The following is a 23,711-nucleotide window of genomic DNA, read 5'->3' as shown; positions in this document are numbered from 1 at the left end:
ACCCGGTTCCCGGCGCGCTCGCAGCGGGTGACGCTCCGCCCGCGCACGGGCACGGCGCGGACGCGGCCGTGCCCGCGGACGCCGTCGTCCGCCTCGTCCGGCGGCGTCCGGGGTGACCCTGGCCGCGCCACGGGGGCCGGGCAGCCGGACCACGAGAGGAACCCCGATGACGGACACGACCAGCACCTCCGCCGCGACCGGCACGGACCGCGAGCTGAAGGCACGGCACCGCGCGATGTGGGCCTCGGGCGACTACGGCCTGATCGCCGAGGAGGTGGTGCTCCCCCTCGGCACGGTGCTCGCCGACGCGAGCGGCGTGGGGCCGGGTGACCGGGTGCTGGACGTCGGCGCCGGCACCGGCAACGCCGCGCTGGCCGCCGCGCGCCGGGGCGCGACGGTGGTCGCCAGCGACCTCACGCCCGAGCTCCTCGAGCAGGGGCGGCGGCGGGCGGACGCCGCCCAGCTGGCGATCGAGTGGCAGGAGGCCGACGCCGAGCACCTGCCCTTCCCGGACGCCTCGTTCGACGCGGTGCTGTCGTGCATCGGCGTCATGTTCGCGCCGCACCACCGGGCGGCCGCCGACGAGCTGGTGCGGGTGTGCCGGCCGGGTGGGCGGATCGGCCTGCTGAGCTGGACGCCGGAGGGCTTCGTCGGCCAGATGCTGGCCGCGGTGCGGCCGTTCGCACCGGCCCCGCCGCCGGGCGCGCAGCCGCCACCGCTGTGGGGCCGCGAGGACCACGTGCGGGAGCTGCTGGGCGACCGGGTCACCGGGGTCCGCACCGCCCGCCGGACGCTGACGGTCGAGCGGTTCGCCGCCCCGGAGGACTTCCGGGACATGTTCAAGAACGCCTACGGCCCCACGGTCGCCGCGTACCGGACCATCGCGGGCGACCCGGAGCGGGTGGCCGCGCTGGACACGGCGCTGGCCGACGTCGCCCGGGGGGCGGGCCGCGCGTTCGGCGACAGCGGGCACCTGGTCATGGACTGGGAGTACCTGCTGCTCACCGCCCGCCGCGCCTGAGGGGCTCGGCGCGGCGGGCGGTGCGCAGGCGGATCGGCTACTGGAAGACGACGGTCCGGTGGCCGACGGTCGCGATCCGGTTCTCGGTGTGCCACCGGACCGCGCGGGACAGCGCGATGCGCTCGGCCTCGCGTCCGCGGGCCGCCAGCTCGTCGGGGCTCAGCGAGTGGTCGACCCGCAGCACCTCCTGCTCGATGATCGGGCCCTCGTCGAGGTCGGCGGTGACGTAGTGGGCGGTGGCGCCCACGAACTTCACGCCGCGCTCGTGCGCCTGGTGGTAGGGCTTGGCGCCCTTGAAGCTGGGCAGCATCGAGTGGTGGATGTTGATCGCCCGGCCCTCGAGCTCCCGGCACAGGCCGTCGGAGAGGATCTGCATGTAGCGGGCCAGCACGACCAGCTCCACCTTCTCCTCGCGCACCAGGTCCAGCAGCGCGGCCTCGGCGTCCGCCTTGGTCTCGGGCGTCACCGGGATGTGCACGAACCGCACGCCGTAGTTGTCGGCGATCCGGCCGAGGTCGGGGTGGTTGGAGACCACCGCGACGACGTCGAGGTTCAGCTCGCCGATGGAGTTGCGGAACAGCAGGTCGTTGAGCGCGTGGGCGAACTTGCTGACCATGATCACCACCCGCTGCCGGTGGGAGGTGTCGGTCAGCCGCCAGGTCATGCCGAACCGCTGCGCCAGCCCCTCGACGTCGCCGCCGATCGCGGCGAGGTCCAGCGGCGAGCCGTCCTCGTGGGCGAACTCCACCCGCATGAAGAACTTGCCGGTGACCAGGCTGCCGAACTGCTGGCTCTGGATGATCGTGCACTTGTTGTCGACCAGCATCCCGCTGACCGCGTGCACGATGCCGGGGGCGTCCGGGCACGAGAGCATGAGCGCGCCGTGCGGGGCGCGCCGGACGTCGGCCAGCGGGGCCGGGGTGGACGGAGCGGGGGACGACGCTGTCACGATGCCTCCAGGAGGGGGTCGGGGGTCTCGGCCGGGACCGGGTTCTCGGCAGGGAGCGGGCCCCCGGCGAGGAGCCGGGCCGCGGCCACGGTGTTGCGCAACAGCCAGACGTCGGTGACCGGGCCGACGCCGCCCGGGACCGGGGTGATCGCCCGCACCCGCGGGGCCACCGAGTCCCAGTCGACGTCGCCGACCATGTGCACCCGACCGTCCGGGCCTTCCTTCGGGTTGATCCCGACGTCGATGACGACGGCCTTCTCGGTGACGTGCTCGGCCCGGATGAGCCCGGGCACGCCGGCCGCGACGATCAGCACGTCCGCCGCGCGGGTGTGCCGGCCCAGGCCGGTGGTGCGGTCGGCCCACTCGTCGACGGACTCGACCGCCGCCTGCCGCTCGTAGCCGAGGGAGATCGCGGGCTTGCCGACGTTGTTGGAACGGCCCACGACCACGATCAGCGACCGGTGGTAGAAGTCCGCCCGGTCCTCCCCCACCTGGTCCAGCCAGGTGTCGAGCAGGTGGAACACCGACGCGGCGGTCGACGGGACGAACCGCGGGACGCCGAGCGCGAGCAGCCCGGCGTTCTCCGGGTGCACCGCCTCGATGTCCTTGCGCGGGTCGATCGCGCGGAACACGACCGCCTCGTCGACGTCCCGCGGCAGCGGCCGCAGCACGAGGACGCCGGACACCCCGGCATCCTCGTTGAGCTCGCCGACCACCGCCAGCACGTCGTCCTGGGTGGCCGTGGCCGGCAACGTGCGCGGGACGTAGGGCACGCCGAGCTCCGCGGCCAGCCGGCGCAGCCGCCGCTCGTAGGCCGACGAGCCGTAGTCGTCGCCCACCGAGACGGTGGCCAGGCCGATGCCGAGCCCCTCGGCGCGCAGCAGGGCCACGTCGGCGGTCAGCAGCTCCTTCAGCGCCCGGGCCGCGGCCCGGCCGTCGATGACCTGAGCGCTCAGGACAACCGCTCCAGCCAGCGCTGCCGCCACGCCTCGGTGGCCTCCAGCTCGTTGAAGGTGGCGACGTGGAAGCCGGTCAGCTGGTTGTCGTCCGCGGCGAAGGCCGGGGTGAGCTTCTCGACCAGCTTGTTCGGGCTGTAGCCACCGGGCAGGAAGAACCGCCAGAGCATGCCCTGCTGCTTGCTGATGATCTTCGCGGACTGACCGATGCCGAGCCCGGCGGAGACGCGGATGAGCTTCTGCCGGTTGATCGCGCCGGGGATGCTCACCCGGATGGGCAGCCGCACGCCGCTGGCCTGGACGCCCTTCGCCCAGTTGATGATGGTGCCGGCGTCGAAGCACAGCTGGGTGAGGATCTGGGTGGCGTGCGGTGCCTTGGCCACCAGCGCCTGCTCCATGATCGAGTCGGCGATCTTGCCGTGGCCCTCGGGGTGGCCGCCGATGCCCACCGTGGTGAAGGGGTGGCCGATCCGGTCCAGGCCCTCGAGCAGGCTGAGCGCGTCGGGGAAGCTGCCGGCCGGCTCGTTGGCGTCGCCGCCGATGACGAACACGCTGTCGATGCCGGCCTCGCGCAGCTCGGCGACGAGCTCGGTCAGGTGCGCGTCGTCGCGCACGTTGCGCGCGGCGAGGTGCGGGGCGGCCTTGTAGCCCTGCTTGGACAGCTTGATCGCCAGGCTGATCGTGGGCCCGAAGCCCTTGGCCTCGGTGGTGGTGACGGTCATCGGCACGCTGGTCGGGACGTGCGCGAGGATCTTCTCCTCCGCGGACTTGAACGGCAGCACCTCGTAGGAGGCGTTCCGCAGCGCGGCGGCCAGCGCGTCGCGGCCGGCGCCGGGGCGCAGGCCGATCTTGCGGCGGGAGTCCTGGGAGTTCGTCGGCGAGGTCATCGTGCTCCGCTCGTGTCGGGCGGGCCCGCTCACGAGGGAGCCCGAGTCCCCTCCGAAGCTAGGCACCCGGGGTGCGACGGGGATCACGCGGATGACCGGACTCACCCGCAGCACACGTCCGCCACCCCCTAGGACAGGTGACGTAGACCGCAGCCGGTTGCGCGGATCCGGGCGGCGGCCGGGCACGATCGGCTCGTGCACGCCTCTCCGCAGCCCCCGCCCGGGGCGCACCCTGCCATGCCGTGGGCCCGGCTGGACGACCTGGTCGCCGGGGCCGCGCTGCACTTCCCGCGGCTGGCCGAGCAGCTGGTCGCCTGGACACCGGACGAGGTCGCCCCCGTGCTGGACGAGGTGGCGCGGCGGACGGCGGCCGGCCGGTGGGCGGTCGGCTTCGTCGCCGCCGAGGCGGCGGCCGGGCTGGACCCGGGGCTGGCCGTGCACGACCCGGTGCCCGGGCTGCCGCTGGTGTGGTTCGGCCTCGCCGACGCACCCGAGCGCCCGCCGGTCGTCGCCCCGGGCCCGCGGCGGCCGCTGGACGTCGGCCCGTGGCGGTGCGCCTGGGACGAGGCGGAGCACCGGGCCGCGGTGCACGCCGTCCAGGAGCGGATCGCCGCCGGTGAGACCTACCAGTGCAACCTCACCACCCGGCTGACCGCCCCGGTCGCCGGTGACCTGACCCAGCTGTACGCCGACCTGGCGCTGGGCCAGCGCGGCGCGCACAACGCGCTGCTGGACACCGGCCGGTTCGCCGTGGTCAGCGCCAGCCCGGAGCTGTTCTTCGAGTGGACGGCCGACCCGGACGGCGGCAGCAGCGTGCTGATGCGGCCGATGAAGGGCACCGCCCCGCGCGGGCGCACCACCGCCGAGGACGCCGCCGCGGTGGACCGGCTGCGGGCCAGCGCCAAGGAGCGCGCCGAGAACGTGATGATCGTCGACCTGGTGCGCAACGACCTGGCGCGGGTGGCGACCACCGGCAGCGTCACCGTGCCCCGGCTGCTGCAGGCCGAGCGGTACGGCACGGTGCACCAGCTGACCAGCGACGTCACGGCGCGGCTGCGCCCGGACGTCGGGCTCACCGACGTGTTCCGCGCGCTGTTCCCGTGCGGGTCGGTGACCGGCGCACCCAAGGCCAGCACGATGGAGCTGATCCGCGAGCTGGAGCCGGGGCCGCGCGGCGTCTATTGCGGCGCGATCGGCGTGGTCGCCCCGCCCGGGGAGCAGGTGCGCGCCCGGTTCTCGGTCGCGATCCGCACGGTGGTGGTCGACCGGGCCACCGGCACCGGGGTCTACGGCACCGGGGGCGGGATCACCTGGAGCTCCGAGCCCGCCGCCGAGTACGCCGAGCTGCTGGCCAAGGCGCGGGTGCTCGACGCCCGCCCGGAGGAGTTCTCCCTGTTCGAGACCATGCGGGCCGACGGCGGCGTCGTCCGGTCGCTGGACGCGCACCTGGCCCGGCTGGCCGACTCGGCCGGGTACTTCGGCTTCGCCTTCGACCCCGGGGCAGCCCGGGCGCTGCTGGCCCGGCGGCTGGCCGGCGGCCGGGACGCCCGGGTGCGGCTGCGGTGCCAGCGCGACGGCCGGCTCGTCGTGGACCTGGACCCGCTGCCGGCGCCGCCGTCCGGGCCGGTGCTGCTGGCGGTGGACGACGAGCCGGTCGACTCCCGCGCCGCCTGGCCGCAGCACAAGACCAGCCGGCGCGCGCCGTACACCACCCGGCTGGCCCGCCACCCGGAGGCCGACGACGTGCTGCTGGTCAACGAGCGCGGCGAGCTGACCGAGTCGTGCACCGCGAACCTCGCCGTCCGGCTGGACGGCGGGTGGTGGACCCCGCCGCAGGACAGCGGCTGCCTGCCCGGGGTCGAGCGGGCGCGGCTCCTGGCCGCGGGCGTGCTGCGCGAGCGGGTGCTGACCCCCGCGGACCTGGCGCGCGCCGAGGAGCTCGCGCTGGTCAGCTCGCTGCGCGGCCGGCGGACGGCGGTGCTGGTCGGGGCGCCGGGTCAGCCGGCGACCGCGGCGGTGGCGGCCCGCCCCGCCTGACCCTGCCGGGTCGCTGCACCCGGCTGCGCCTGCCCGCGCAGCCGGGTGACCGGCGTCCGGGTGCGGGCGGCGGCGACCACGCGGACGGCGTCGGCCGACGGGCCGACGTCGTGCACCCGCACGCCCCAGGCGCCGGCCCGGGCGGCGAGCACCGTGGTCGCCAGGGTGGCGGCGTCCCGGTCGGTGGCCGGCCGGGCCTCTCCGCCGGCGAGCACCCCGGCGAGGAAGCGCTTGCGGGAGGCGCCGACGAGCACCGGCAGACCGAGGGCCACCAGCTGGTCCAGGCCGGCCAGCAGCGCCCAGTTCTCCGGGGCGTGCTTGGCGAAGCCCAGGCCGGGGTCGACCACCAGCCGGGCGGCGTCGACGCCTGCGGCCACCGCGGCGTCCACACGCCGGCCCAGCTCGTCGGCGACCTCCCGGACGACGTCGTCGTAGTGCGCGTCGGCGTACATGTCGCGGCTGCTGCCGCGGGAGTGCATGAGCACCCAGGGCACCCCGAGCGCGGCGACGGTGCCGGCCATCGCCGGGTCGGCCTGCCCGCCGCTGACGTCGTTGACCAGCACGGCGCCGGCGGTCACGGCGGCCTCGGCGACCGCGGCCCGCGTGGTGTCGATGCTGACCGGCACCCCGGCGGCGGCGAGCTCGCGCACCACGGGCAGCACCCGGCGCAGCTCGGTGGCGGTGTCGACCCGCCCGGCGCCGGGCCGGGTGGACTCCCCGCCCACGTCGACGGAGTCGGCGCCGGCCCGCCACAGCGCCAGGCCGTGGGCGACCGCGGCGTCCGCGCGGCCGTAGCGGCCGCCGTCGGAGAACGAGTCGGGCGTGACGTTGAGGACGCCCATCACGTGGCAGTGGCCCGTGTCCGGCAGCCCGGGGAGATCGGTGCGCACGGGCTCCTCCTCACAGTCGGCAGGGGTGGGTGGGAGCGGTCGGTGGAGCGCGGCGGGAGCGCCGCCGGGAGCACTCGACGCTAGGGCCTGACCGCCCGCGCTCCATCGGGCAGATGGGCGGTCCGGCACCGGCCGTCCGACCGACCCCGCCCAGGTCATCTGTCCCGGACCGGGCCGCGTGGGGGTGGGGTACGTCATATGACCCACACCACTCCGCCTACGCTGGCCGCCGCGCTCCCGCCATTCGTGGCTGCCGCCGCGGGAGGGGCGTCCCTAGCGTGGGGCCGAGGCCGGAGGACTCCCGGCGCCGGGGCCCACCTCGGGCTCCACCGCACGTCGTCCCCTGCGGACGAACCGATACCCACCTCGACGAAGAACGGGTGACACGTGAGCGCGAAGAACCTCCAGGAACTGATCGACCAGACCGGCGACACCGTCTCGCTGCTGCGCAACTCGCAGATCGGCGCCTACATCTACCCGGTCGTGCCGGCGGAGTTCACCAACTTCCGCCGCGAGCAGATCTCCTGGCAGAAGTCGGCCGTGCTGTTCGACCAGTCGCACCACATGTACAACACGTGGGTCCGCGGCAAGGACGCGCTGAAGCTGTTCACCGACACCGGCATCAACAGCACCGCGAACTTCCCGGTCGACAGCGCCAAGCAGTTCGTCCCGGTCTCCCCCGAGGGCGGCGTCATCGGTGACGGCATCCTCTTCCGCCTCGCCGAGGAGGAGTACGTCTTCGTCGGCCGCGCCCCGGTCGCCAACTGGCTCGAGTTCCAGGGCACCACCGGCGGTTACGACCTCGAGGTCCGCAACGACCCCCGCTCCCCCTCGCGCCCCTACGGCAAGGCCGTCCAGCGCGACGTGTGGCGCTTCCAGATCCAGGGCCCGCGCGCCTGGGAGGTCATCGAGAAGCTCAACGGTGGCACCGTCGAGCAGCTCAAGTTCTTCAAGATGAGCACCATGAACATCGCCGGCGAGCAGGTCCGCACCCTGCGCCACGGCATGGCCGGCGCCCCCGGTCTGGAGATCTGGGGCCCGTACGAGACCTACGACAAGACCCGCGAGGCCATCCTCGAGGCCGGCCAGGAGTTCGGCCTGGAGCCCTGCGGCTCGCGCGCCTACTCCACCAACACCCTCGAGTCCGGCTGGATCCCCTCGCCGCTGCCGGCCGTCTACAGCAGCGAGGAGCAGCGCAAGTACCGCGAGTGGCTGCCCGCCAACAGCTACGAGGCCACCAACGCGCTGGCCGGCAGCTACGTCACCAACGACATCCGCGACTACTACCTGAACCCCTGGGAGCTCGGGTACGGCTCGTTCGTGAAGTTCGACCACGACTTCATCGGGCGGGAGGCGCTGGAGGGCATCGACAAGGACAGCCAGCGACGCAAGGTGACCCTCGAGTGGAACAACGAGGACGTCGCCAAGCTGATGTCCTCGCAGCTCGGCGAGGAGGAGCCCTACCAGTTCTTCGACCTGCCGAATGCCAACTACGGCTCGTCGAACTTCGACCGGGTCGAGGACGCCGACGGCAACCTCGTGGGCCTGTCGCTGTTCACCGGCATCAGCAGCAACGAGCGCAAGGCGCTGTCGCTGGCCACCGTGGCCCCCGACGTGCCGCTCGGCGCCGAGGTCCGCGTGATCTGGGGTGAGCCGGACGGCGGCTCGAAGAAGACCACGGTCCAGCCGCACCGCCAGCTGGCCGTCCGCGCGATCGTGAGCCCGGCGCCCTACAGCGCCATGGCCCGCGAGGAGTACCAGCAGGGCTGGCGCACCAGCGTCAAGGCCTGACGCCTCCCGCACCACCACGACGGCGCCGGTCCCCTCACGGGGGCCGGCGCCGTCGGCGTCCACCCGGCGGCCGGCCCGGCAGCGGTGGCGTCGGCGGTGGTGGCCCGGCCGGTGCCGTGCGGGCTGGACGCCAGGACGACGCCGGTCCGACCGGCGTCCGATCGGCGCGGCACCGGGCCGCCGGGCGGGTCGGTGGCCGCTCGTGGCCGGTGATCGACCCAGCGTCACCGTCACGGCGTGGCGCGTGCTCCCGCGTCACCGAGTGCCCCGGCTCGCGTGCACCGCGGGACGCTGCCGGGCGGTGGGCCATCGACCAGATCCCCGGGAGCGAGCATGTCCGTGACCGCACCGACCGCCGGCCGTTCGCCGGCCCCATCCGGCGTGCGCCGGCACGCGTGGCTGGCCGTCCTCGTCGTGGGCGCGGGGCTGTTCGTGGCGGTGGAACGCACGCTGGTGTCCACCGACAACCCCAACTTCGTGCCTTCCGCCATCCTGCTGGGCGCGGCGGTCGTCCCGGCGGCGTTCCTGACGTTCGTCTACAGCCGGCGGCTGGAGTACCACGTCCCGGTCGCCGTGGTGCTCGGCACGGCGTTCCTGGCCGGCGTCATCGGCACCGTCGTCGCCGGCACCCTGGAGTACGACACCCGGCGAGACCTCGGCTTCCTGCCCATGGTCGGCGTCGGGCTGATCGAGGAGACGAGCAAGCTGCTCGTCCCGCTGGTCGTCCTGCTGTGGGCCCGGCGCCGGTACACCCGGGCCGACGGGCTGCTGCTGGGCGTCGCCGCGGGCGCCGGGTTCGCGGCGCTGGAGACGATGGGCTACGGGTTCACCGAGCTGATCTCCTCCCGCGGCAGCATCACCGACACCGTCGACATCCTGCTGCTGCGCGGGGTGATGAGCCCGGCCGGGCACATGTCGTGGACCGGCATCACCGCCTCGGCGCTGTTCGCCGCGGCCGCGGCGGGCTGGCGCCCGCGGTACCTGGCCCGGTTCGGCCTGGCGTACGTGGTCGCCGTCGCGCTGCACACCGCCTGGGACAGCCAGCACACGACGGCGGGCACCGCGGTGGTCGCGGTGCTCAGCCTCGGGGTGCTGGGCTGGACGGCGCACGAGGCGACCGGCGGCCGCCGGCCCGGCCACCGGGGCCCGGCGGAGGTGCCGGCCCTCGACCGGTCGGTGCCGAGCGGGTCGCGGTGACCGCGGGGCCGGGTGCGCCGGCGGTGGCCGCCCGCGCCGCGGGCCCCTCCCGGGAGGCCGCCGGCCCACCCCGGGCGCCGGCCGGACCGGCCGACCTGCGGTTCCGCGACCTCGGCGGGCTGCGGGTGCTGCGCCGCGGCGAACCGGTGCCGCTGGGCGGCGCCCGGCTGGCGGCCGCGCTGTCGCTGCTGCTGGCCCGGGCCGGGGAGCGGGTGCCGGTCGACGCGCTCGCCGAGGCGATGTGGGGGGACGGGGCCCGGTCGCGCTCCTCCTCCACCCTGGACTCGCACATCTGGCGGCTGCGGCGGGCGCTCGAGCCGGAGCGGGACCGCGGCGCGCCGTCGGCGGTGCTGCAGCACGAGGACGGCGGCTACCGGCTGGTGGTGGCACCCGAGGCGGTCGACTCGCAGGTGTTCACCGCGCTGGCCGACCAGGCGCGCGGGCTCCTCGCGGCAGGCCGGGCGGCGGACGCCGAACGGTGCGCGGTCCGGGCGCTGGAGCTGTGGCGCGGCCCGCCCTACCCGGCGCTGGCGGACTCGGCCGACGTCCGCGCGACCGTCGCCCGGCTGCAGGAGACCCACGACCAGCTGCAGGAGCTGCTCGCCGAGGCCGAGCTCGCGACCGGCGCACCGGACCGGGCGCTGCTGCAGCTGGAGCCGGCCCTGGCGGCCAACCCGCTGCGGGAGCGGCTGTGGGCGCTGCGGATGCTCGCCCAGCACCGGCTGGGCCGGCCCGAGGAGGCGCTGCGCAGCTACCGCGAGGTCCGGGAGCTGCTGCTCGACGAGCTCGGCCTGGAGCCCGGCCCCCAGCTGCAGGAGCTGCACGCCCGGCTGCTCGACGGTGACCCCGCGCTGGCCGGGCCGCGGCCGGCCCCGCCCCCGCCACCGACCGCGCCCCCGCCGGCGGCGCCGGGCCCCGGCGAGGTGCACCTGCCGCACCGCGGCGGCACGCTGGTCGGGCGCGAGGAGGAGCTCGCGGAGCTGTGCGAGCTCCTGCTGCGCGTCCCGCTGGCGACCCTGGTGGGCCCGGCCGGCTGCGGAAAGACCCGGCTGGCCCTCGAGGTCGCCCGCACGGTCGCCGCCCGGTTCCCCGACGGGATCTGGTTCGTCGACCTGACCGGTGCGGAGGACGACGCCGCCGTCCTGCCGACGGTGCTGTCGGCCATCGGGCTGACGCCGGCGGGCGGCGAGCAGCCACGCGCCGCGCTGCGCTCGTTCCTCCGGGCCCGGCGCATGCTGCTGGTGCTCGACGACTGCGAGCAGGTGGCCGACGCCGTCGCCGACCTGGTCGACGACTGGCAGCCGCCGCCCACCGGCGCCGCCGTGCTGGCCACCAGCCGGGAGCCGCTGCAGGTCGCCGGTGAGCACGTGCGCTGGCTGGGTCCGCTGCCGCTCCCCCGCGGGGACGCCGACGCCACCACCGCGCCCGCGGTCGCCCTGCTGCTGGACCGCCTCGCGGCCGTGGGCGCGGACCCCGGCGACCTGCGGCTGCAGACCACCGCCGTCCGGATCGCCACCGCCGTCGACGGCGTGCCGCTGGCGCTGGAGCTGGCCGCCGCCCGCTTCCAGGCGTTCAGCCTGGAGGAGATCGCGCACCAGGTCACCGTCGACCCCAGCACGCTGGGGCGCATCGGGCGCGGCGGGCACCAGCACCGCACGGTGCGCGCCGCGATCGGGCAGAGCTACGCGCTGCTCCCGCCCGACGAGGCCGCGGTGCACCGCGCGGTCGCGGTGCTGCCCGGACCGTTCACCGTGGCCGCCGTGGCCGCCCTGCTGGAGGGGTCGCCGCCGGGGCCCACGGCCGACCTGGTGGCCCGCCTGGTCCGCCGGTCGCTGCTGGTGCCGCTGGGCCCCGACCGCCCCGGCGGGCCGTCGCGGTTCGCGCAGCTGACGACGGTCCGCGGGCACGCCGCGCACACCGCGGGCGAGGAGCTGCCGGAGCTGCGGCGCAGGCGCAACGCCTGGGTCCGCGGCCGGGTGCTGGCGAGACCGGGGCTCGGCGACCCCGCGGAGGCAGGCTGGTTCGACGCCCTGGACGACGACCTGGCGGCGCTGCGGGCCAGCCTGCAGCAGCTGCTGGTCGAGCAGCCGTCGGCGGACGGGGTGGCGCTGGCCGCCCGGCTGGCCGCGTTCTGGAGCTTCCGCAGCAAGGGCGTCGAGGGGCAGAACTGGTCGGAGCGGGCGGCCGCGTGCGAGGCCCGGGCCGACCCGGCCACCGCCGGGCTGGTGCGGCTGTCCCTGGCCCACTTCCTGGCGTCCCGGGGACAGCCGGAGCTGGCCCGGGTGCACGTGGCCCGGGCCGAGCAGCTGCTGGCCGGCACCCCCGCCGAGGCGTCCCGGGAGGCCGCCGACCTGTACACGATGCTGACGTACTCGCTGCTGGTGGCCGGCACCGCGGAGCTGGGCCGGCACACCGCCGACCGGGTCGCCGCCGTCGCGGCGGCCGCCGGCGGGGGCGACGCCGAGCTCGACCTGCTCGCCGACACCGTGACGACGATGGTCGACAGCGCCGCGGGCCGCACGACCGATGCGGGCCTCACCGCGCTGCACCAGCGCGCACGGCAGCTGCACAACACCCACGTCGCGGTCCTCGCCTCGGCGATGGCGGTGATCGCCGGACTGCGGGAGGGCGATCCGGTGCGGGCGCTGCGGTGGTCGGACCAGCTGAACGCCGACCGGCTGGAGATCGGCAGCTCCGACGGGCCGATCGCGCTGGAGCTCCGCGCGATCGCCACCGCGCTGACCGGCGACGACCGCGAGGCGGTGCGGCTGTTCGCCGCGGCCCGGGCGCACGCGCTGCGCAACGGCCTGCGCTGGCCGACCAGCGACCAGACGCCGGCCCTGCTGGAGCGGGCCACCCGTGCGCTGGGCCCGGGTGAGGCCGAGCGGGCGGGCGCGGAGGGCGCCCGGCTGCGCCTCGCGGACCTGGTGGCCGGCGCCCGGGACCCCGCCCGCGTCTGACCAGGACGGCCCGCCGGTCACGCAGGGGCGTGCGCGCCGGCGTGCTCCAGCAGCGCGGCCCGGTCGGGCTTGCCCTGCTCGGTCACCGGCATCCGCTCGACCGGCAGCACCTGCAGCGTGCCGGCGACCGTGCGGTCGACCGCGGCGGCGACCGCGGCCCGGCACGCGTCCGCGTCGACCCGCTCCCCCGGCCACGGCTCCACCGCGGCCAGGCCGGTGCCCGGGTGTGGACCGGGCAACGCGACCGCGTAGCGCACCGCCGGCAGCCGGCACAGGGCCTCCTGCAGGTCGACCGGTGCGACCCCGCCGAGCCGGAGGACGTCGTCGACGTGGCCCAGCACCCGCAGCACACCCTCGTCGTCGAGACCGCCGAGGTCGCCGGTGCGGTACCACCCGTCGGCGAAGCGGGCCGTCAGCCCCTGCTCCGCCGTGCGGTAGCCCTGCGCCATCGCCGGTGACCGCACCTCGACGGCTCCGGTGCGGGCGTCGAGCGACCCGTCGCTGCGGCGGAACCGGACCTCGACGCCGGGTCGGACGCGCCCGGCGCTGCCCAGCCGGGCGGGCTGGTCGTACTCGGCCGGCGGCAGCGCGCTGACGATGCCGATCTCGCTGGCCCCGTAGGTGTGCGCCAGCACCGGGCCCAGGCGGGCGCGCGCCCGCCGGCGCAGGACCGGCGCGGCGTCGGCCCCGACGTGGGTCACCGCGCGCAGCGAGCGCAGGTCGTGCCGGGGCAGGTCCGCGTGGTCGGCCAGCTCGAGCAGCTGCGGTTCGACCAGGAACAGGTCGGTGATCCGCTCGGCCTCGACGGCGGCGAGGGTGTCCCCGGCGTCGAAGCCGTCCCGCAGGACGACGGTCCCGCCACCGAGCAGCGTCTGGTCGACCAGCACCTGGGTGAGGTAGGCGAGCTTGCCGTTGGCCAGCTGCCGGCGCTCCGGGCGGGCGGGGCCGGCGACCATCGCGGTGTAGCGGGCGAAGTCCCGCCGGCTGCCCTTGGGCACGCCGGTGGTGCCGCCGGAGGAGACGACCACCGCCAGGTCCGCCGGCCGCGCCCGGGACGGCAGCGGCGTGGCCGGCTGGGCCGCGGACAGCTCGTCCAACCGGAGCGCCACCCCGGGCACCGGACCCACGGCGGCGACCGGGACGCCGGTGCCACCGGGCAGCAGCCGGGCGGTCTGCGGCCACACCACGAGCAGCCGGGGGGCGAGCGACCGGACCAGCCGCGCCCGGTCGGCCTCCGCGGGCGGCGCGGACAGGTACACGGCGCCGGCGCCGACGAGGTGGGCGGCGTACCGCACGGCGAGCGCGTCGGGCCGGTTGGGTGCCAGCAGAGCGACGAGGTCGCCGCGGCCGATGCCCAGCGCGGCCAGCGCGCGGGCGGTGCGCCGGACGGCGGCCAGCAGGTCCGCGCCGGTGGTGTCCCGTCCGTCGCCGTCCCGGCCGCTGGTGCCGGTCGGGTCGGCGCGCAGCACCGCCCGGTCGCCCGCGCGGTGCAGCTGCGTGAGCAGGTCGTCGAGGTAGGTCGCGGGTCCCGGGGGCGGCGTGGGGGCGTCCATGGCAGGGGTCCTCCTGGGCGGGGTGGGCGGGGTCGGCGGGGTGGGCAGGGTGGGTGCGGGCCGGCGGGCGGCGGTCGGCCGGGTCACCGGTGCAGCAGGTCGGTGGGGGCGTCCGCCGCCGGGTGCGTCGCGGCCCGGCGGTCGCGGCGCCGCAGGGTGAGGGCCGTTCCGGAGGCGGCGGCCCCGGCGACGACCAGGCCGCCGGCAGCGATCCAGCCCCACGGCGTGCCGCCGCCGGCCGGGTCCGACGGGGCGGCGGCGGTGACGGTGTGGGCGGCCGTGTGCAGCTGCCCGGCCTCGCCCGCCCCGCCGGTCCGGTCCGGTCCGGTCCGGTCGCGGTCGCGCCCGCGCCGTGCACCGGCACGGGCTGCGGAGCGGGCTGGGGTGCCGGGTGCGGAGCCGGCTGCGGGGTGGGGCGCGGCACGGGGAGCGGCGTGGGGGCGCTGCCGCCGGTGACGGTGACGGTGACGGTGACCGTCCCGGTCGCCGTCCCGTTGCTGCAGGTCAGCAGCACCTGGTGCGCACCGGCGGCAGCTCCGTGCGCGATGGTCGCGGTGCCGTCGAAGGCGGCCGGGTCGGTCTTGGAGAAGGTCTCCGGCCCGGTGAAGGCGCCGGAGGTCACCGACTCCACCGTGGGCTGGGGCGCCCCGTCGGCGGGCGTCGGGCACGTACCGGAGACGCGGACGGTCTGGCCGGGGGCGGCGCTCGACGGCGACACCGACACGGAGCCGGGCTCCTGGGCGGGGGCGGTCGCCGGTGCCGTCGCGGGGGCCGTGGCCGGGTCGGCGGCGTCGGCGGTGAGGGGGGCGGCCAGGGCCGTGCCGGTGGTGAGACCCCCGAGGAGGAGGGCACCGGCCGAGGCGGACAGCAGCAGGACGGGCGTGCGCACCGCGGTCTCCGTTCGTCGTGCCGCCCCGGTGGAGCGGCGATGCGCACACCGTGGCGGGGGCACGTCCAACGGCGGGCCAACCCCGGTCCCACCGCTGCCCGCCCGCGGTTGGACCGGCCCTGGAGACGCCGGGCCGACGGTGGTCCCCGTCGCGGACCGCGCGGGTCCGCCGGGACGGAGGAGCACGACCGTGTCCACGCTGAGCGTCTGGGAGTTCGACACCGCCGACGGTGGGGAGCGCGCGCTGCGCCGGCTCGAGCAGCTGCCCCGGGAGGAGGTGCGGCTCGACGACGCGTCGGTGGTCACGTGGCCACCCCGGCACCGGGTGGCCGACGGCGGGCCCTGCTGCTGCCCGGAGGAGTCGCCGCGCACGTCGGCGCTGTTCCTCCTCACCCCGGACGGCGACGTCGACCGGGTCGCCGAGGCGCTGACGGCGAGCTCGGCGGTGCTGCTGCTGGCCAGCCCGTCGACGGGTCCGGTGGCTGCCCGCCCCCGCGCCGGCCGAGGGCGCCGGTCAGCTCCGCCAGCACGGCGAGGGTGCGCGCGGGGGTGAGCGGCCCGGGGCCGGGGTCGAACGGCGGCACCGGCGCGTCCGGCGGTCCACCACCCGCCCGGGCGTCCTCCCCCGCCGCGCAGACCACGTCGACCACCCGCTCGGCCTGCACCGCCACCGGCAGCCAGTCCGCCGCGGCGTGGGCGGGGTCGGGTTCGGCGAGGTCGCGCTCCAGCTGGTCCCGCCAGGCGTGCGCGGCGCGGTACGCGGCCTCGGTGGCGGCGGCCCGCTCCGCCGCGGGCACACCGGTCCCCAGCTCGCCGTCCACCTGCCGGGCCAGGGCGGCGAGGGTCGCGCGCGCGGCGCGCGCCGCGTCCGGCAGCCCGCGCCGCGGCCACAGCAGCACCCCGGCCAGCGCGGCGATGCCGCAGCCGAGGACGGTGTCCAGCAGTCGGGCCCCGGGCTGGACGCCGGACGGGTCGGCGACGCCGGTGCTCAGCAGCGCCGAGCCGGTGATCCCCACGACGGCCAGGCCGTAGAGCCGGGGCGCGGCGAGCGCGTCGATCCCCAGGGCCAGCGCCGCGGCCAGGCACAGCCACGCCGGCGACGGGCCCAGCGCCAGCACGCCGGCGACGAGGCCGACCCCGACCACCGTGCCGGCCAACCGGTGCAGGGAGCGCAGCACGACCGGGCCGTACTCCGGGCGCAGGACCACCGCCACGGTCAGCGGGATCCAGAACGCGTGCGCCGGCGGGTGCAGCCAGCCGGCCAGCGCCGTCGCGAGCGCGACGCACACGCCGAGCCGGGCGCCCAGCAGGAGCGCCTCCGGTCCGCCCGCCGGCGCGGGGACGGCCCACCGGCGCCGGGCCGGGGGCGGCGCGGGCGCGGCGGTCCACCAGCGGTCCAGGCGCCCGGTCCGCAGCTCCGCCGACCGGCGGCGCCAGCCGCCGGTCAGCTCCGCCACCTCCGGGGCGGGAGGGCCGCCGGCGGCGGCCGGGAGCGCGTGCAGCCGGGCCGCGGTGGCCGCCGCGTCCCGGGCCTCGGTCCAGGCCGCGTCCAGCGGGCTGGCCCCCGGCCGCGCGCGGTAGCCGGCCACCGCCGTCCGGGCCTCCGCGGACGCCCGCGCCAGCCGGTGCCGGGCGGCGTCGCCGGCCGGCCCCGGGCCGGTGCCCAGCAGGTCGGCCGCCGCGGTGAAGACCTGCGCCACCGCCTCCCGGCCGGCCCGGCCGCGGTGCAGCACCGCCCCCGGCAGCTCCAGGGCCAGCACCAGCGCGCTGCCCGCGCAGAACAGCGCGGGAGGTTCCCACACCGGCAGGTCGAGCCGGCCGAACTGGGTGTACGCCAGGCCGACGACCGCCATGACCGCCGCCCCGGTCGACGCGGGCCCGGTGCGGCCCACGACCCCGGCGAGCGCACCCACGGCGGCCGCCACCGCGACCACCCACCCGGTCGTGGCCGGGGTCAGGGCGCCGACCGTCATCCCGACCGCGGCGCCGGCGGCCTGACCGGCGACCCGCGCCGCCCGGGCCCGCAGCGCACCGTGGCCGAGGAAGCCCACGGCGCACGCGACCCCGAGGTAGGCGATGCCGCCCGCGCGCAGGTCGCCGAGGGCGGCCGAGCCGCCGAGGACCGCCCCCGCGGCGACGGCCGCCCGGATGCCGGCGCCGACGGCCCACGGCGCACGGCCCGCGCGGGTGCCGGCGAGCAGGGCCGACCACCAGCTCGCCGGCCCCGCGGCCGGGGTCCGGTGCGCCGGGTCGTCCGTCATGGCCCTCCTCCCACCCGAGCGGTCGCACGGTGCGCGGGTGCGCAGCCCGTGGCGGCACGGTGCCGGCCGGCGGTCCAACCCCGCTGCAACGCGGCGCCCCCGGCCGGCGCCGGGCCGGCGTTGGAGTGCGGTTGGACCGGCGCCGGGCAGGGTCGCGGCAGCGGCCGTGCGGGCGGCCCCGACCGGGAGGAGCGGCATGGTCCGGTGGGAGCTCCCGGTGAGCGGCGGGCCGGGTGGTGGCCCCGCGACCGGAGGTGCCCGGTGTCGGCGCTGACCCCGGAGCTGATGCCCTTCCTCGGCGGCCGCCGCGCGGTCGTCGCCTGGATGGTGGGGGCGTTCCTGCTCACCTTCCTGGTCACCCGGCTCATCACCCGGGCGATCCGGGCCGGCCGCGGCCCGTTCCGGGACGCCTCGGTCGGCGGCGTGCACGTGCACCACGAGGTCTACGGCATCTTCCTGCTGCTGGGCGCCGGCACGGCGCAGATCACCTACCGGCCGGAGCAGCCGTGGGCGTCGGTCGTCGCCGTGCTGTTCGGCGTCGGCGCCGGGCTGACCCTGGACGAGTTCGCCCTGTGGCTGCACCTGGACGACGTGTACTGGTCGAAGCAGGGGCGCACCTCCGTCGACGCCGTGCTCATCGCGCTCATCGTCGGGGTCCTGCTGCTGCTGGGCGCCAACCCGTTCGACGCCGACCGGGCGCACGGCGAGACGGTGGTGGCCGCCACGGTGCTGGCCGACCTCGTGCTGGCGCTGGTGTGCATCCTCAAGGGTCGGGTCGTGCTGGGGGTCGCCGGCGTCTTCGTCCCGGTGATCGCGCTCGTGGGCGCGGTGCGGCTGGCCCGGCCGGAGTCGCCCTGGGCCCGGCGCTGGTACCCGGCGGGCTCGCGCCGGATGCGCAGGGCGCGGCTGCGCCACCCCGTCGGCCGCCGCACCCGCTGGGACACCGTGGTCGACCTGTTCGTACCTGCCCCGGAGACGGGGGTGCCGGACCGGGACGCGAACCCCTGTCCGGCCCCCGACGACGCCCCTATGGTGCGGTGATGGTCCAGGACGCGGACACCGCGGGGCCGCGCGCCGGCGAGCGCGGGCGCCGGCTGGAGAAGCTGCAGGAGCTGCGCGCGGCCGGCCAGGAGGTCTACCCCTACCGCTGGCCCACCGACGCGTCGCTGGCCGACGTCCGGGCCGCCGCGGGCGACCTGGCGCCCGACGTCCGGACCCGGCAGCGGGTGCGCGTGGCCGGGCGCCTGGAGCTGCTGCGGCCGCAGGGCTTCCTGTCGTTCGGCCGCCTCCGTGACCGCACGGGCACGATCCAGCTGTACGCCGACCGGACCGTGCTGCCCCCCGACCGCTACCGCGCCTTCGACGACCTCGACCGCGGCGACTGGGTCGGCGTCGAGGGCACGGTCATGACCACCCGGCGCGGCGAGCCGTCGATCTGCGTCGAGCGGTTCGCCGTCCTGGGCAAGGCGCTCACCGACCCGCCGGCCAAGCACCACGGGATCACCGACGTGGAGACCCGGTACCGCCAGCGGTACGCCGACCTGCAGGGCAACGAGCGCACCCGCGAGGTGTTCCGGGTGCGGCACGCGACCGTGCGGGCGCTGCGCCGGCACCTGGAGGACCGCGGGTTCACCGAGGTCGAGGGGCCGGTGCTGCAGACGATCCAGGGCGGGGCCGCGGCCCGCCCCTTCGTCACCCACTCCAACGCACTGGACCTCGACCTCTACCTGCGGATCGCCCTGGAGCTGCACCTCAAGCGGCTGGTCGTCGGCGGCATGGAGCGGGTGTTCGAGATCGGGCGGGTCTTCCGCAACGAGGGCATCGACACCCGGCACAACCCGGAGTTCACCCTGCTGGAGGCCTACCAGGCGTTCGCCGACTACGGCGACATGATGGAGCTGGTCGAGGGCATGGTGCTCGACGCGGCGCGGGCGGCGCTGGGCGACCAGCTGGTCGTGCACCGCCGCGGCACCACCATCGACCTGGCTGCGACCCCGTGGCCGCGCCGCCGGTTCGCCGACATGATCGCCGGCGTCACGGGCGCCCGGATGCACCCGGACATGCCGCTGGACGAGGCGCGCGCCGTCCTGGACCGGCTGGGCCTGGCGTACGAGGCCGGCTGGGGGGCCGGCCGGCTGATGAAGGAGGTCTACGACGAGAAGGTCCAGCACGACGTCGTCGGCCCCGTCTTCTGCACCGACTACCCCCGCGAGGTGTCGCCGCTGGCCCGGGTGCACCGCGACGACCCGGCGTACGTGGAGCGGTTCGAGCTGATCGTCGCCGGGTCCGAGCTGTGCAACGCCTACTCCGAGCAGAACGACCCGGTGGAGCAGCTGGCGGCCTTCGAGGCGGAGGCCCGGGCCAAGGCCGGTGGCGACCCGGAGGCCGGCGACGTCGACCTGGACTACGTGCGGGCGCTGGAGCGCGGGATGCCGTGCACCGGGGGGCTGGGCATCGGCGTCGACCGGCTGGTCATGCTGCTGGCCGGCGTCGACTCCATCCGCGAGGTCATCCTCTTCCCGACGCTGCGCCCGGAGTTCGCCCCGCCGCCCGGCGGGGGTCCCGGCGGCGCGCCGCGGCCGCTGCTGGCGCCGACGCCGGTCGCCCCGCCCGCCGCGGGCGGGAACGGCGGCCCGCCCGGCGGGTCGGTGGTCGCGCTGTCGCCGCTGGCGCCGTCCACCGGGGAGGTGCCGCCACCCCCGGCGCGCGCCGCCCACCGGACCGCACCCCGGGTGCTCGCGGTGCTCACCGCGCTCGCCGGGCTGCTGCAGCTGCTCCCGCGGCTGCCGTTCGTGCACTCCGCGTGGCGCACCGAGACCCTGGACGCCGGACCGATGGCGCTGCCGGTCGCGGGGCACGTCGCCTCGGTGGTCATCGGGCTGGTGCTGGTCCTGGTGGCCGACCAGCTGGCCAAGCGGAAACGGACCGCCTGGCGGGTGGCGGTGGTGCTGTTCGCGCTGGGCGTGCTGGTGAACCTGGTCAAGGGGCGCTCCCCGCACCCGGTCGCGCTGGGCGTGTGCGTCGTCCTGCTCGCCCTGCTGCTGGTGCACCGCTCGGCCTTCCGGGCACCCGCCGACCCGCCGTCCCTGCTGCGCCTGGCCCGGTTCGTCCCGGTGTACCTGGCCTGCGTGCTGGCGTTCGGCCTCGGCGCGCTGGCCCTCGAGCACGACCGGCTGAGCCCCGCGCTCGGTCCGGGCGGCGCGCTGGCGACGGTGTTCGGCGGCCTGGTCGGGCTGGACGGCCCGTACACCTACCGGTCCCGGTTCTTCGCCGCGTTCTTCCCCGACGCGCTGCTGGCGCTCGGCATCGCGGGCCTCGCCGTCCTCGCGCTGCTGCTGTTCCGGCCGCTCACCACCCGGCAGCCCCGGCGGGAGGGTGACTGGGAGCACGCCAGCCGGCTCGTGCACACCTACGGCTGGGACACCCTGGCCTACTTCGCTCTGCGACCGGACAAGAACTTCTTCTTCTCCCGGGACGGCGAGGCGTTCCTGGCCTACACCTACCTCGGTGGCTACGCGCTGGTGTCCGGCGACCCGGTGGGAGCCCGCGACTCGGTGGTCCGGGTGCTCGACGAGTTCCTCGCCGAGTGCGAGGAGCGGTCCTGGGAGCCGGCCCTGCTCGCTGCGCGGGAGGCGAGCATGCCGCTGTACTCCTCGCGCGGCTTCTCCGCGTTCTACCTCGGCGACGAGGCGGTCATCGACTGCCGCACCTTCAGCCTGGAGGGCCCCGAGCGCAAGGGCCTGCGGGCCGCGGTGCGGCGGGTGGGGCGCACCCACTCGTTCCGGTTGGTCGCGGAGTCCCAGGCCTCGCCCACGCTGGTCGCCCAGCTCAACGCGATCAGCGAGCGGTGGCGGGGCAAGCACCCCGAGCGCGGCTTCACGATGACGCTGTCCCAGGACGTGCAGGGCGCCGGCGCCGACCCGCAGTTCCTGCTCTGCGTCGCGCTGGACGCCGACGGGGTGCCCGGCGGGTTCCTGCGGCTGGTCCCGGCGTACGGCCCGGACTTCGGCTACACGCTGGACCTGATGCGGCACGACCCGGACGCGCCCAACGGCATGACCGAGTTCCTCATCAGCCAGACCGCGGCGTCGCTGGGCGCCCGGGGCATCGCCCGGCTGTCGATGAACTTCGCGATGTGGGGCCGGCTGTTCGCCGACGACGTCCCCTTCACCCCGGTCCAGCGGGCGGCCCGCTGGGCGGTCGGCGTGGTCAACCCGTTCTTCCAGATCAAGTCGCTGCACGACTTCAACGCCAAGTTCGGCCCGGAGTGGCTGCCCCGGGTGCTGGCCTACCGGCACCCGGCGGACCTGCCGCGGGTCGGCATCCGCTACGCCGGCGCGGAGGGCTTCCTGGCCGTCCCCGGGCTCGGGGACCTGCTGGTGCCCAAGGCCGTGGAGGACGACGGGCCACCCCGGGCGGCGGCGTGACCGCCCCGGTCGACCGGGACCGCGGCACCGCCCTCGCGGGAGCGGCCGTGCTGGTCTGCCTGCTGGCCGCGCTCGCCGTCGTGCAGTGGGCCGGCCGGCCGCGGGCCGACGACGGCAGCGCGTCGTTCCCCGAGGTCGAGCGGGCGGTCACCGACGCCGGGCTCGAGGTGTGCGCCGAGGACGACCACCCGGCGGGCCTGGCCCCCGGCGCCGTGGAGAGCCGCACGTACGAGCTGGCGGTCCGCTGCGCGGCGGACGGCGGGCGGGCCGGGGTGACCGTGGACGGCTTCGCCTCGACCGCCGACCGGGACGCCGCGGCCCGGCAGTTCGAGTCGCTCGTGCGCCCGCGCGGCAGCGGGGTGGTGTGGACCCTCGGCCGGACCACGGTCTTCCTGCAGGGGTCCGGTGACCGGGAGGTGCGCGACCGGCTGGGCCGGTCGCTGCGCGCGGCGGGCGCCCGGTGAGCGGCGGGGTCGCGCGGCCGGTGCGTCTGGGCGTGCTGGCGCTGGCGATGATCAACGTGGCGTCGATCGTCAGCGCCCGGAACCTGCCGGTGATGGCCGAGTACGGCTGGGCGATGCTCGCGCTGTTCGCGCTGTCGATCCTGGTGTTCCTGGTGCCGATCGCCATGGTCGCGGCGGAGCTCGGCACCGCCTGGCCGCGGGAGGGCGGGGTCTTCGCCTGGGTGGGCCAGGCGTTCGGCGGGCGCACCGGGTTCCTGGCGGTGTGGTGCGACTACGCGGAGAACGTGGCCTGGTTCCCCACGGTGCTGTCGTTCATCGCCGCCTCGCTGGCCTACGTGGTCGACCCGTCGCTGGCCACCGACAAGACCTACCTGGTCGTGGTCATGCTGGTGTGCTTCTGGGGCACCACGGCCGCGGCGCTGCACGGCGTGCGGGCGTCCTCGGTGATCGGCGCGGTCGGCACGGTCGCCGGGTCGATCCTGCCGGCCGTGCTGGTGGTCGTGCTGGGCGCGGCGTTCCTGCTGCGCGGCGACCGGTCGCAGATCCCCTTCTCCGCCGACGCGCTGGTGCCCGACGTGGCGTGGGACAACCTGGCGTTCCTCGGCGGCATCGTGCTGCTGTTCACCGGCATGGAGATGGCCGGATTCCACGCCCGGGAGACCCGCGACCCCGGCCGCACCGTGCCCCGCGCCATCGCGCTGACCGTGGCGGTGACGGTGGTCTTCTCCGTGCTCGGCTCGTTGTTCATGGCGTTCGTGCTGCCCCGGCGGGAGATCAGCCTCGTCTCGGGGACCATGGAGCTGTTCCGCAGCGTGCTCGACCGGTTCGACCTGGGCTGGCTGGTCGCGCCGCTGGCGCTGCTGGTCGCCCTGGGCGGCATCGCGCACCTGACGCCGTGGGTGCTCGGCCCGGCCAAGGGCGTGGCCGCGGTGGCCCGCGACGGCCTGGCCCCGGCGCGGCTGGGGCAGGTCAACCGCGACGACGTCCCGGTGCGGCTGCTCGTGCTGCAGGGCGTGGCCGGCTCGGTGTTCGCGCTGCTGTTCCTGCTGGTGCCCAGCGTGAGCACCTCCTACTGGATGCTGTCGGCGGTCACCGCCCAGATCGTCGTGGTGATGTACGGGCTGATGTTCGCCGCGGTCATCCGGCTGCGGCACACCGAGCCGGACACCCCCCGCCCCTACCGGGTCCCCGGCGGCCTGCCCGGCGTGTACCTGGTCGGCGGGGTGGGTCTGCTGGGCTGCCTGGGCTCCTTCGTGCTCGGCTTCATCCCGCCCAGCCAGCTGAAGACCGGCGACCCGGTGGTGTACGTGTCGCTGCTGGCGCTGGCGACGGTGGTGCTGTGCCTGCCGCCGTTCCTGCTGGCGTTCACCGCGCGGCTGCGGCGCCGGTCCGCGCCTGCCGCGGAGCCGGCGACCACCGGCTGAACCGG

The 23,711-nt window shown here is 76.7% G+C and carries 15 protein-coding genes; 9 read left to right on the top strand and 6 right to left on the bottom strand.

All coding sequences use genetic code 11. The annotated features are described in order from the left end of the window. Positions 1–166: 166 nt before the first annotated feature. Positions 167–1,021, top strand: coding sequence for a methyltransferase domain-containing protein (locus AB0J00_RS17035; RefSeq protein ID WP_357746811.1), 855 nt, complete (start codon positions 167–169; stop codon positions 1,019–1,021). A gap of 37 nt (positions 1,022–1,058) precedes the next feature. Here the strand turns inward: AB0J00_RS17035 and purU are convergent, their stop codons facing one another. The 3 genes from purU to AB0J00_RS17020 are packed head-to-tail and all read right to left on the bottom strand — an operon-like array spanning position 1,059 to position 3,813. Next, positions 1,059–1,970, bottom strand: coding sequence for a formyltetrahydrofolate deformylase (purU, locus tag AB0J00_RS17030; RefSeq protein ID WP_357746809.1), 912 nt, complete (start codon positions 1,968–1,970; stop codon positions 1,059–1,061). Further along, a complete protein-coding gene (locus tag AB0J00_RS17025) occupies positions 1,967–2,956 on the bottom strand; it encodes a tetrahydrofolate dehydrogenase/cyclohydrolase catalytic domain-containing protein (protein WP_357746806.1) in 990 nt (329 codons plus the stop codon). The genes purU and AB0J00_RS17025 overlap by 4 nt, the downstream gene beginning before the upstream one ends. Next, complete coding sequence (locus AB0J00_RS17020) at positions 2,923–3,813, bottom strand: methylenetetrahydrofolate reductase (protein WP_357746804.1); 891 nt, start codon at positions 3,811–3,813, stop codon at positions 2,923–2,925. The genes AB0J00_RS17025 and AB0J00_RS17020 overlap by 34 nt, the downstream gene beginning before the upstream one ends. A gap of 195 nt (positions 3,814–4,008) precedes the next feature. Here AB0J00_RS17020 and pabB point away from each other — a divergent pair, with 195 nt between their 5' ends. Beyond that, positions 4,009–5,850 (top strand): aminodeoxychorismate synthase component I, encoded by a 1,842-nt coding sequence (gene pabB / locus AB0J00_RS17015; RefSeq protein WP_357746802.1) that lies wholly within the window; start codon positions 4,009–4,011, stop codon positions 5,848–5,850. On the opposite strand, the gene folP is transcribed toward pabB, so the two are convergent. Beyond that, the gene (gene folP, locus AB0J00_RS17010) at positions 5,811–6,740 is read right to left on the bottom strand and encodes a dihydropteroate synthase (protein ID WP_357746799.1); all 930 of its coding nucleotides are present in this window, start codon (positions 6,738–6,740) and stop codon (positions 5,811–5,813) included. The genes pabB and folP overlap by 40 nt on opposite strands. Before the next feature lie 387 nt (positions 6,741–7,127). Here folP and AB0J00_RS17005 point away from each other — a divergent pair, with 387 nt between their 5' ends. The 3 genes from AB0J00_RS17005 (at position 7,128) to AB0J00_RS16995 (ending at position 12,688) form a co-directional block, all read left to right on the top strand. Further along, positions 7,128–8,531, top strand: a complete 1,404-nt coding sequence (locus AB0J00_RS17005) for an aminomethyl transferase family protein (protein ID WP_357746796.1) — start codon at positions 7,128–7,130, stop codon at positions 8,529–8,531. A 339-nt stretch (positions 8,532–8,870) separates the two neighbouring features. Continuing rightward, entirely contained in the window at positions 8,871–9,728 is an 858-nt protein-coding gene (locus AB0J00_RS17000; protein ID WP_357746794.1) for a PrsW family glutamic-type intramembrane protease, read from the top strand. Further along, positions 9,725–12,688: a BTAD domain-containing putative transcriptional regulator gene (locus tag AB0J00_RS16995; protein WP_357746792.1), complete on the top strand. Its 2,964-nt coding sequence runs from the start codon at positions 9,725–9,727 to the stop codon at positions 12,686–12,688. The genes AB0J00_RS17000 and AB0J00_RS16995 overlap by 4 nt, the downstream gene beginning before the upstream one ends. A 17-nt stretch (positions 12,689–12,705) precedes the next feature. Here AB0J00_RS16995 and AB0J00_RS16990 read toward each other — a convergent pair whose 3' ends face one another. Both AB0J00_RS16990 and AB0J00_RS16985 read right to left on the bottom strand, forming a co-directional pair. After that, complete coding sequence (locus AB0J00_RS16990; protein ID WP_357746789.1) at positions 12,706–14,241, bottom strand: AMP-binding protein; 1,536 nt, start codon at positions 14,239–14,241, stop codon at positions 12,706–12,708. Between the two features lie 1,278 nt (positions 14,242–15,519). Further along, positions 15,520–17,391 (bottom strand): FUSC family protein, encoded by a 1,872-nt coding sequence (locus AB0J00_RS16985; protein WP_357746786.1) that lies wholly within the window; start codon positions 17,389–17,391, stop codon positions 15,520–15,522. A gap of 261 nt (positions 17,392–17,652) precedes the next feature. Between AB0J00_RS16985 and AB0J00_RS16980 the strand changes: the two genes are divergently transcribed. From AB0J00_RS16980 to AB0J00_RS16965, 4 genes are read left to right on the top strand one after another with little or no spacing between them, the layout of a single operon-like run. Next, on the top strand, positions 17,653–18,432 hold the full coding sequence (locus AB0J00_RS16980) for a hypothetical protein (RefSeq protein WP_357746784.1): 780 nt from the start codon (positions 17,653–17,655) through the stop codon (positions 18,430–18,432). After that, entirely contained in the window at positions 18,432–21,818 is a 3,387-nt protein-coding gene (lysS, locus tag AB0J00_RS16975; RefSeq protein ID WP_357746782.1) for a lysine--tRNA ligase, read from the top strand. Before AB0J00_RS16980 ends, lysS begins: the two co-directional genes overlap by 1 nt. Then, the gene (locus tag AB0J00_RS16970; protein ID WP_357746779.1) at positions 21,815–22,282 is read left to right on the top strand and encodes a hypothetical protein; all 468 of its coding nucleotides are present in this window, start codon (positions 21,815–21,817) and stop codon (positions 22,280–22,282) included. Before lysS ends, AB0J00_RS16970 begins: the two co-directional genes overlap by 4 nt. Further along, entirely contained in the window at positions 22,279–23,706 is a 1,428-nt protein-coding gene (locus AB0J00_RS16965; protein WP_357746777.1) for an amino acid permease, read from the top strand. The genes AB0J00_RS16970 and AB0J00_RS16965 overlap by 4 nt, the downstream gene beginning before the upstream one ends. Positions 23,707–23,711: the final 5 nt, after the last annotated feature.

It is taken from the genome of Modestobacter sp. NPDC049651, assembly GCF_040659695.1.
Taxonomy (GTDB): domain Bacteria; phylum Actinomycetota; class Actinomycetes; order Mycobacteriales; family Geodermatophilaceae; genus Modestobacter.
The sequence above is the reverse complement of the archived record's forward strand: the minus strand, read 5'-3'. Positions and strand labels throughout refer to the sequence as shown.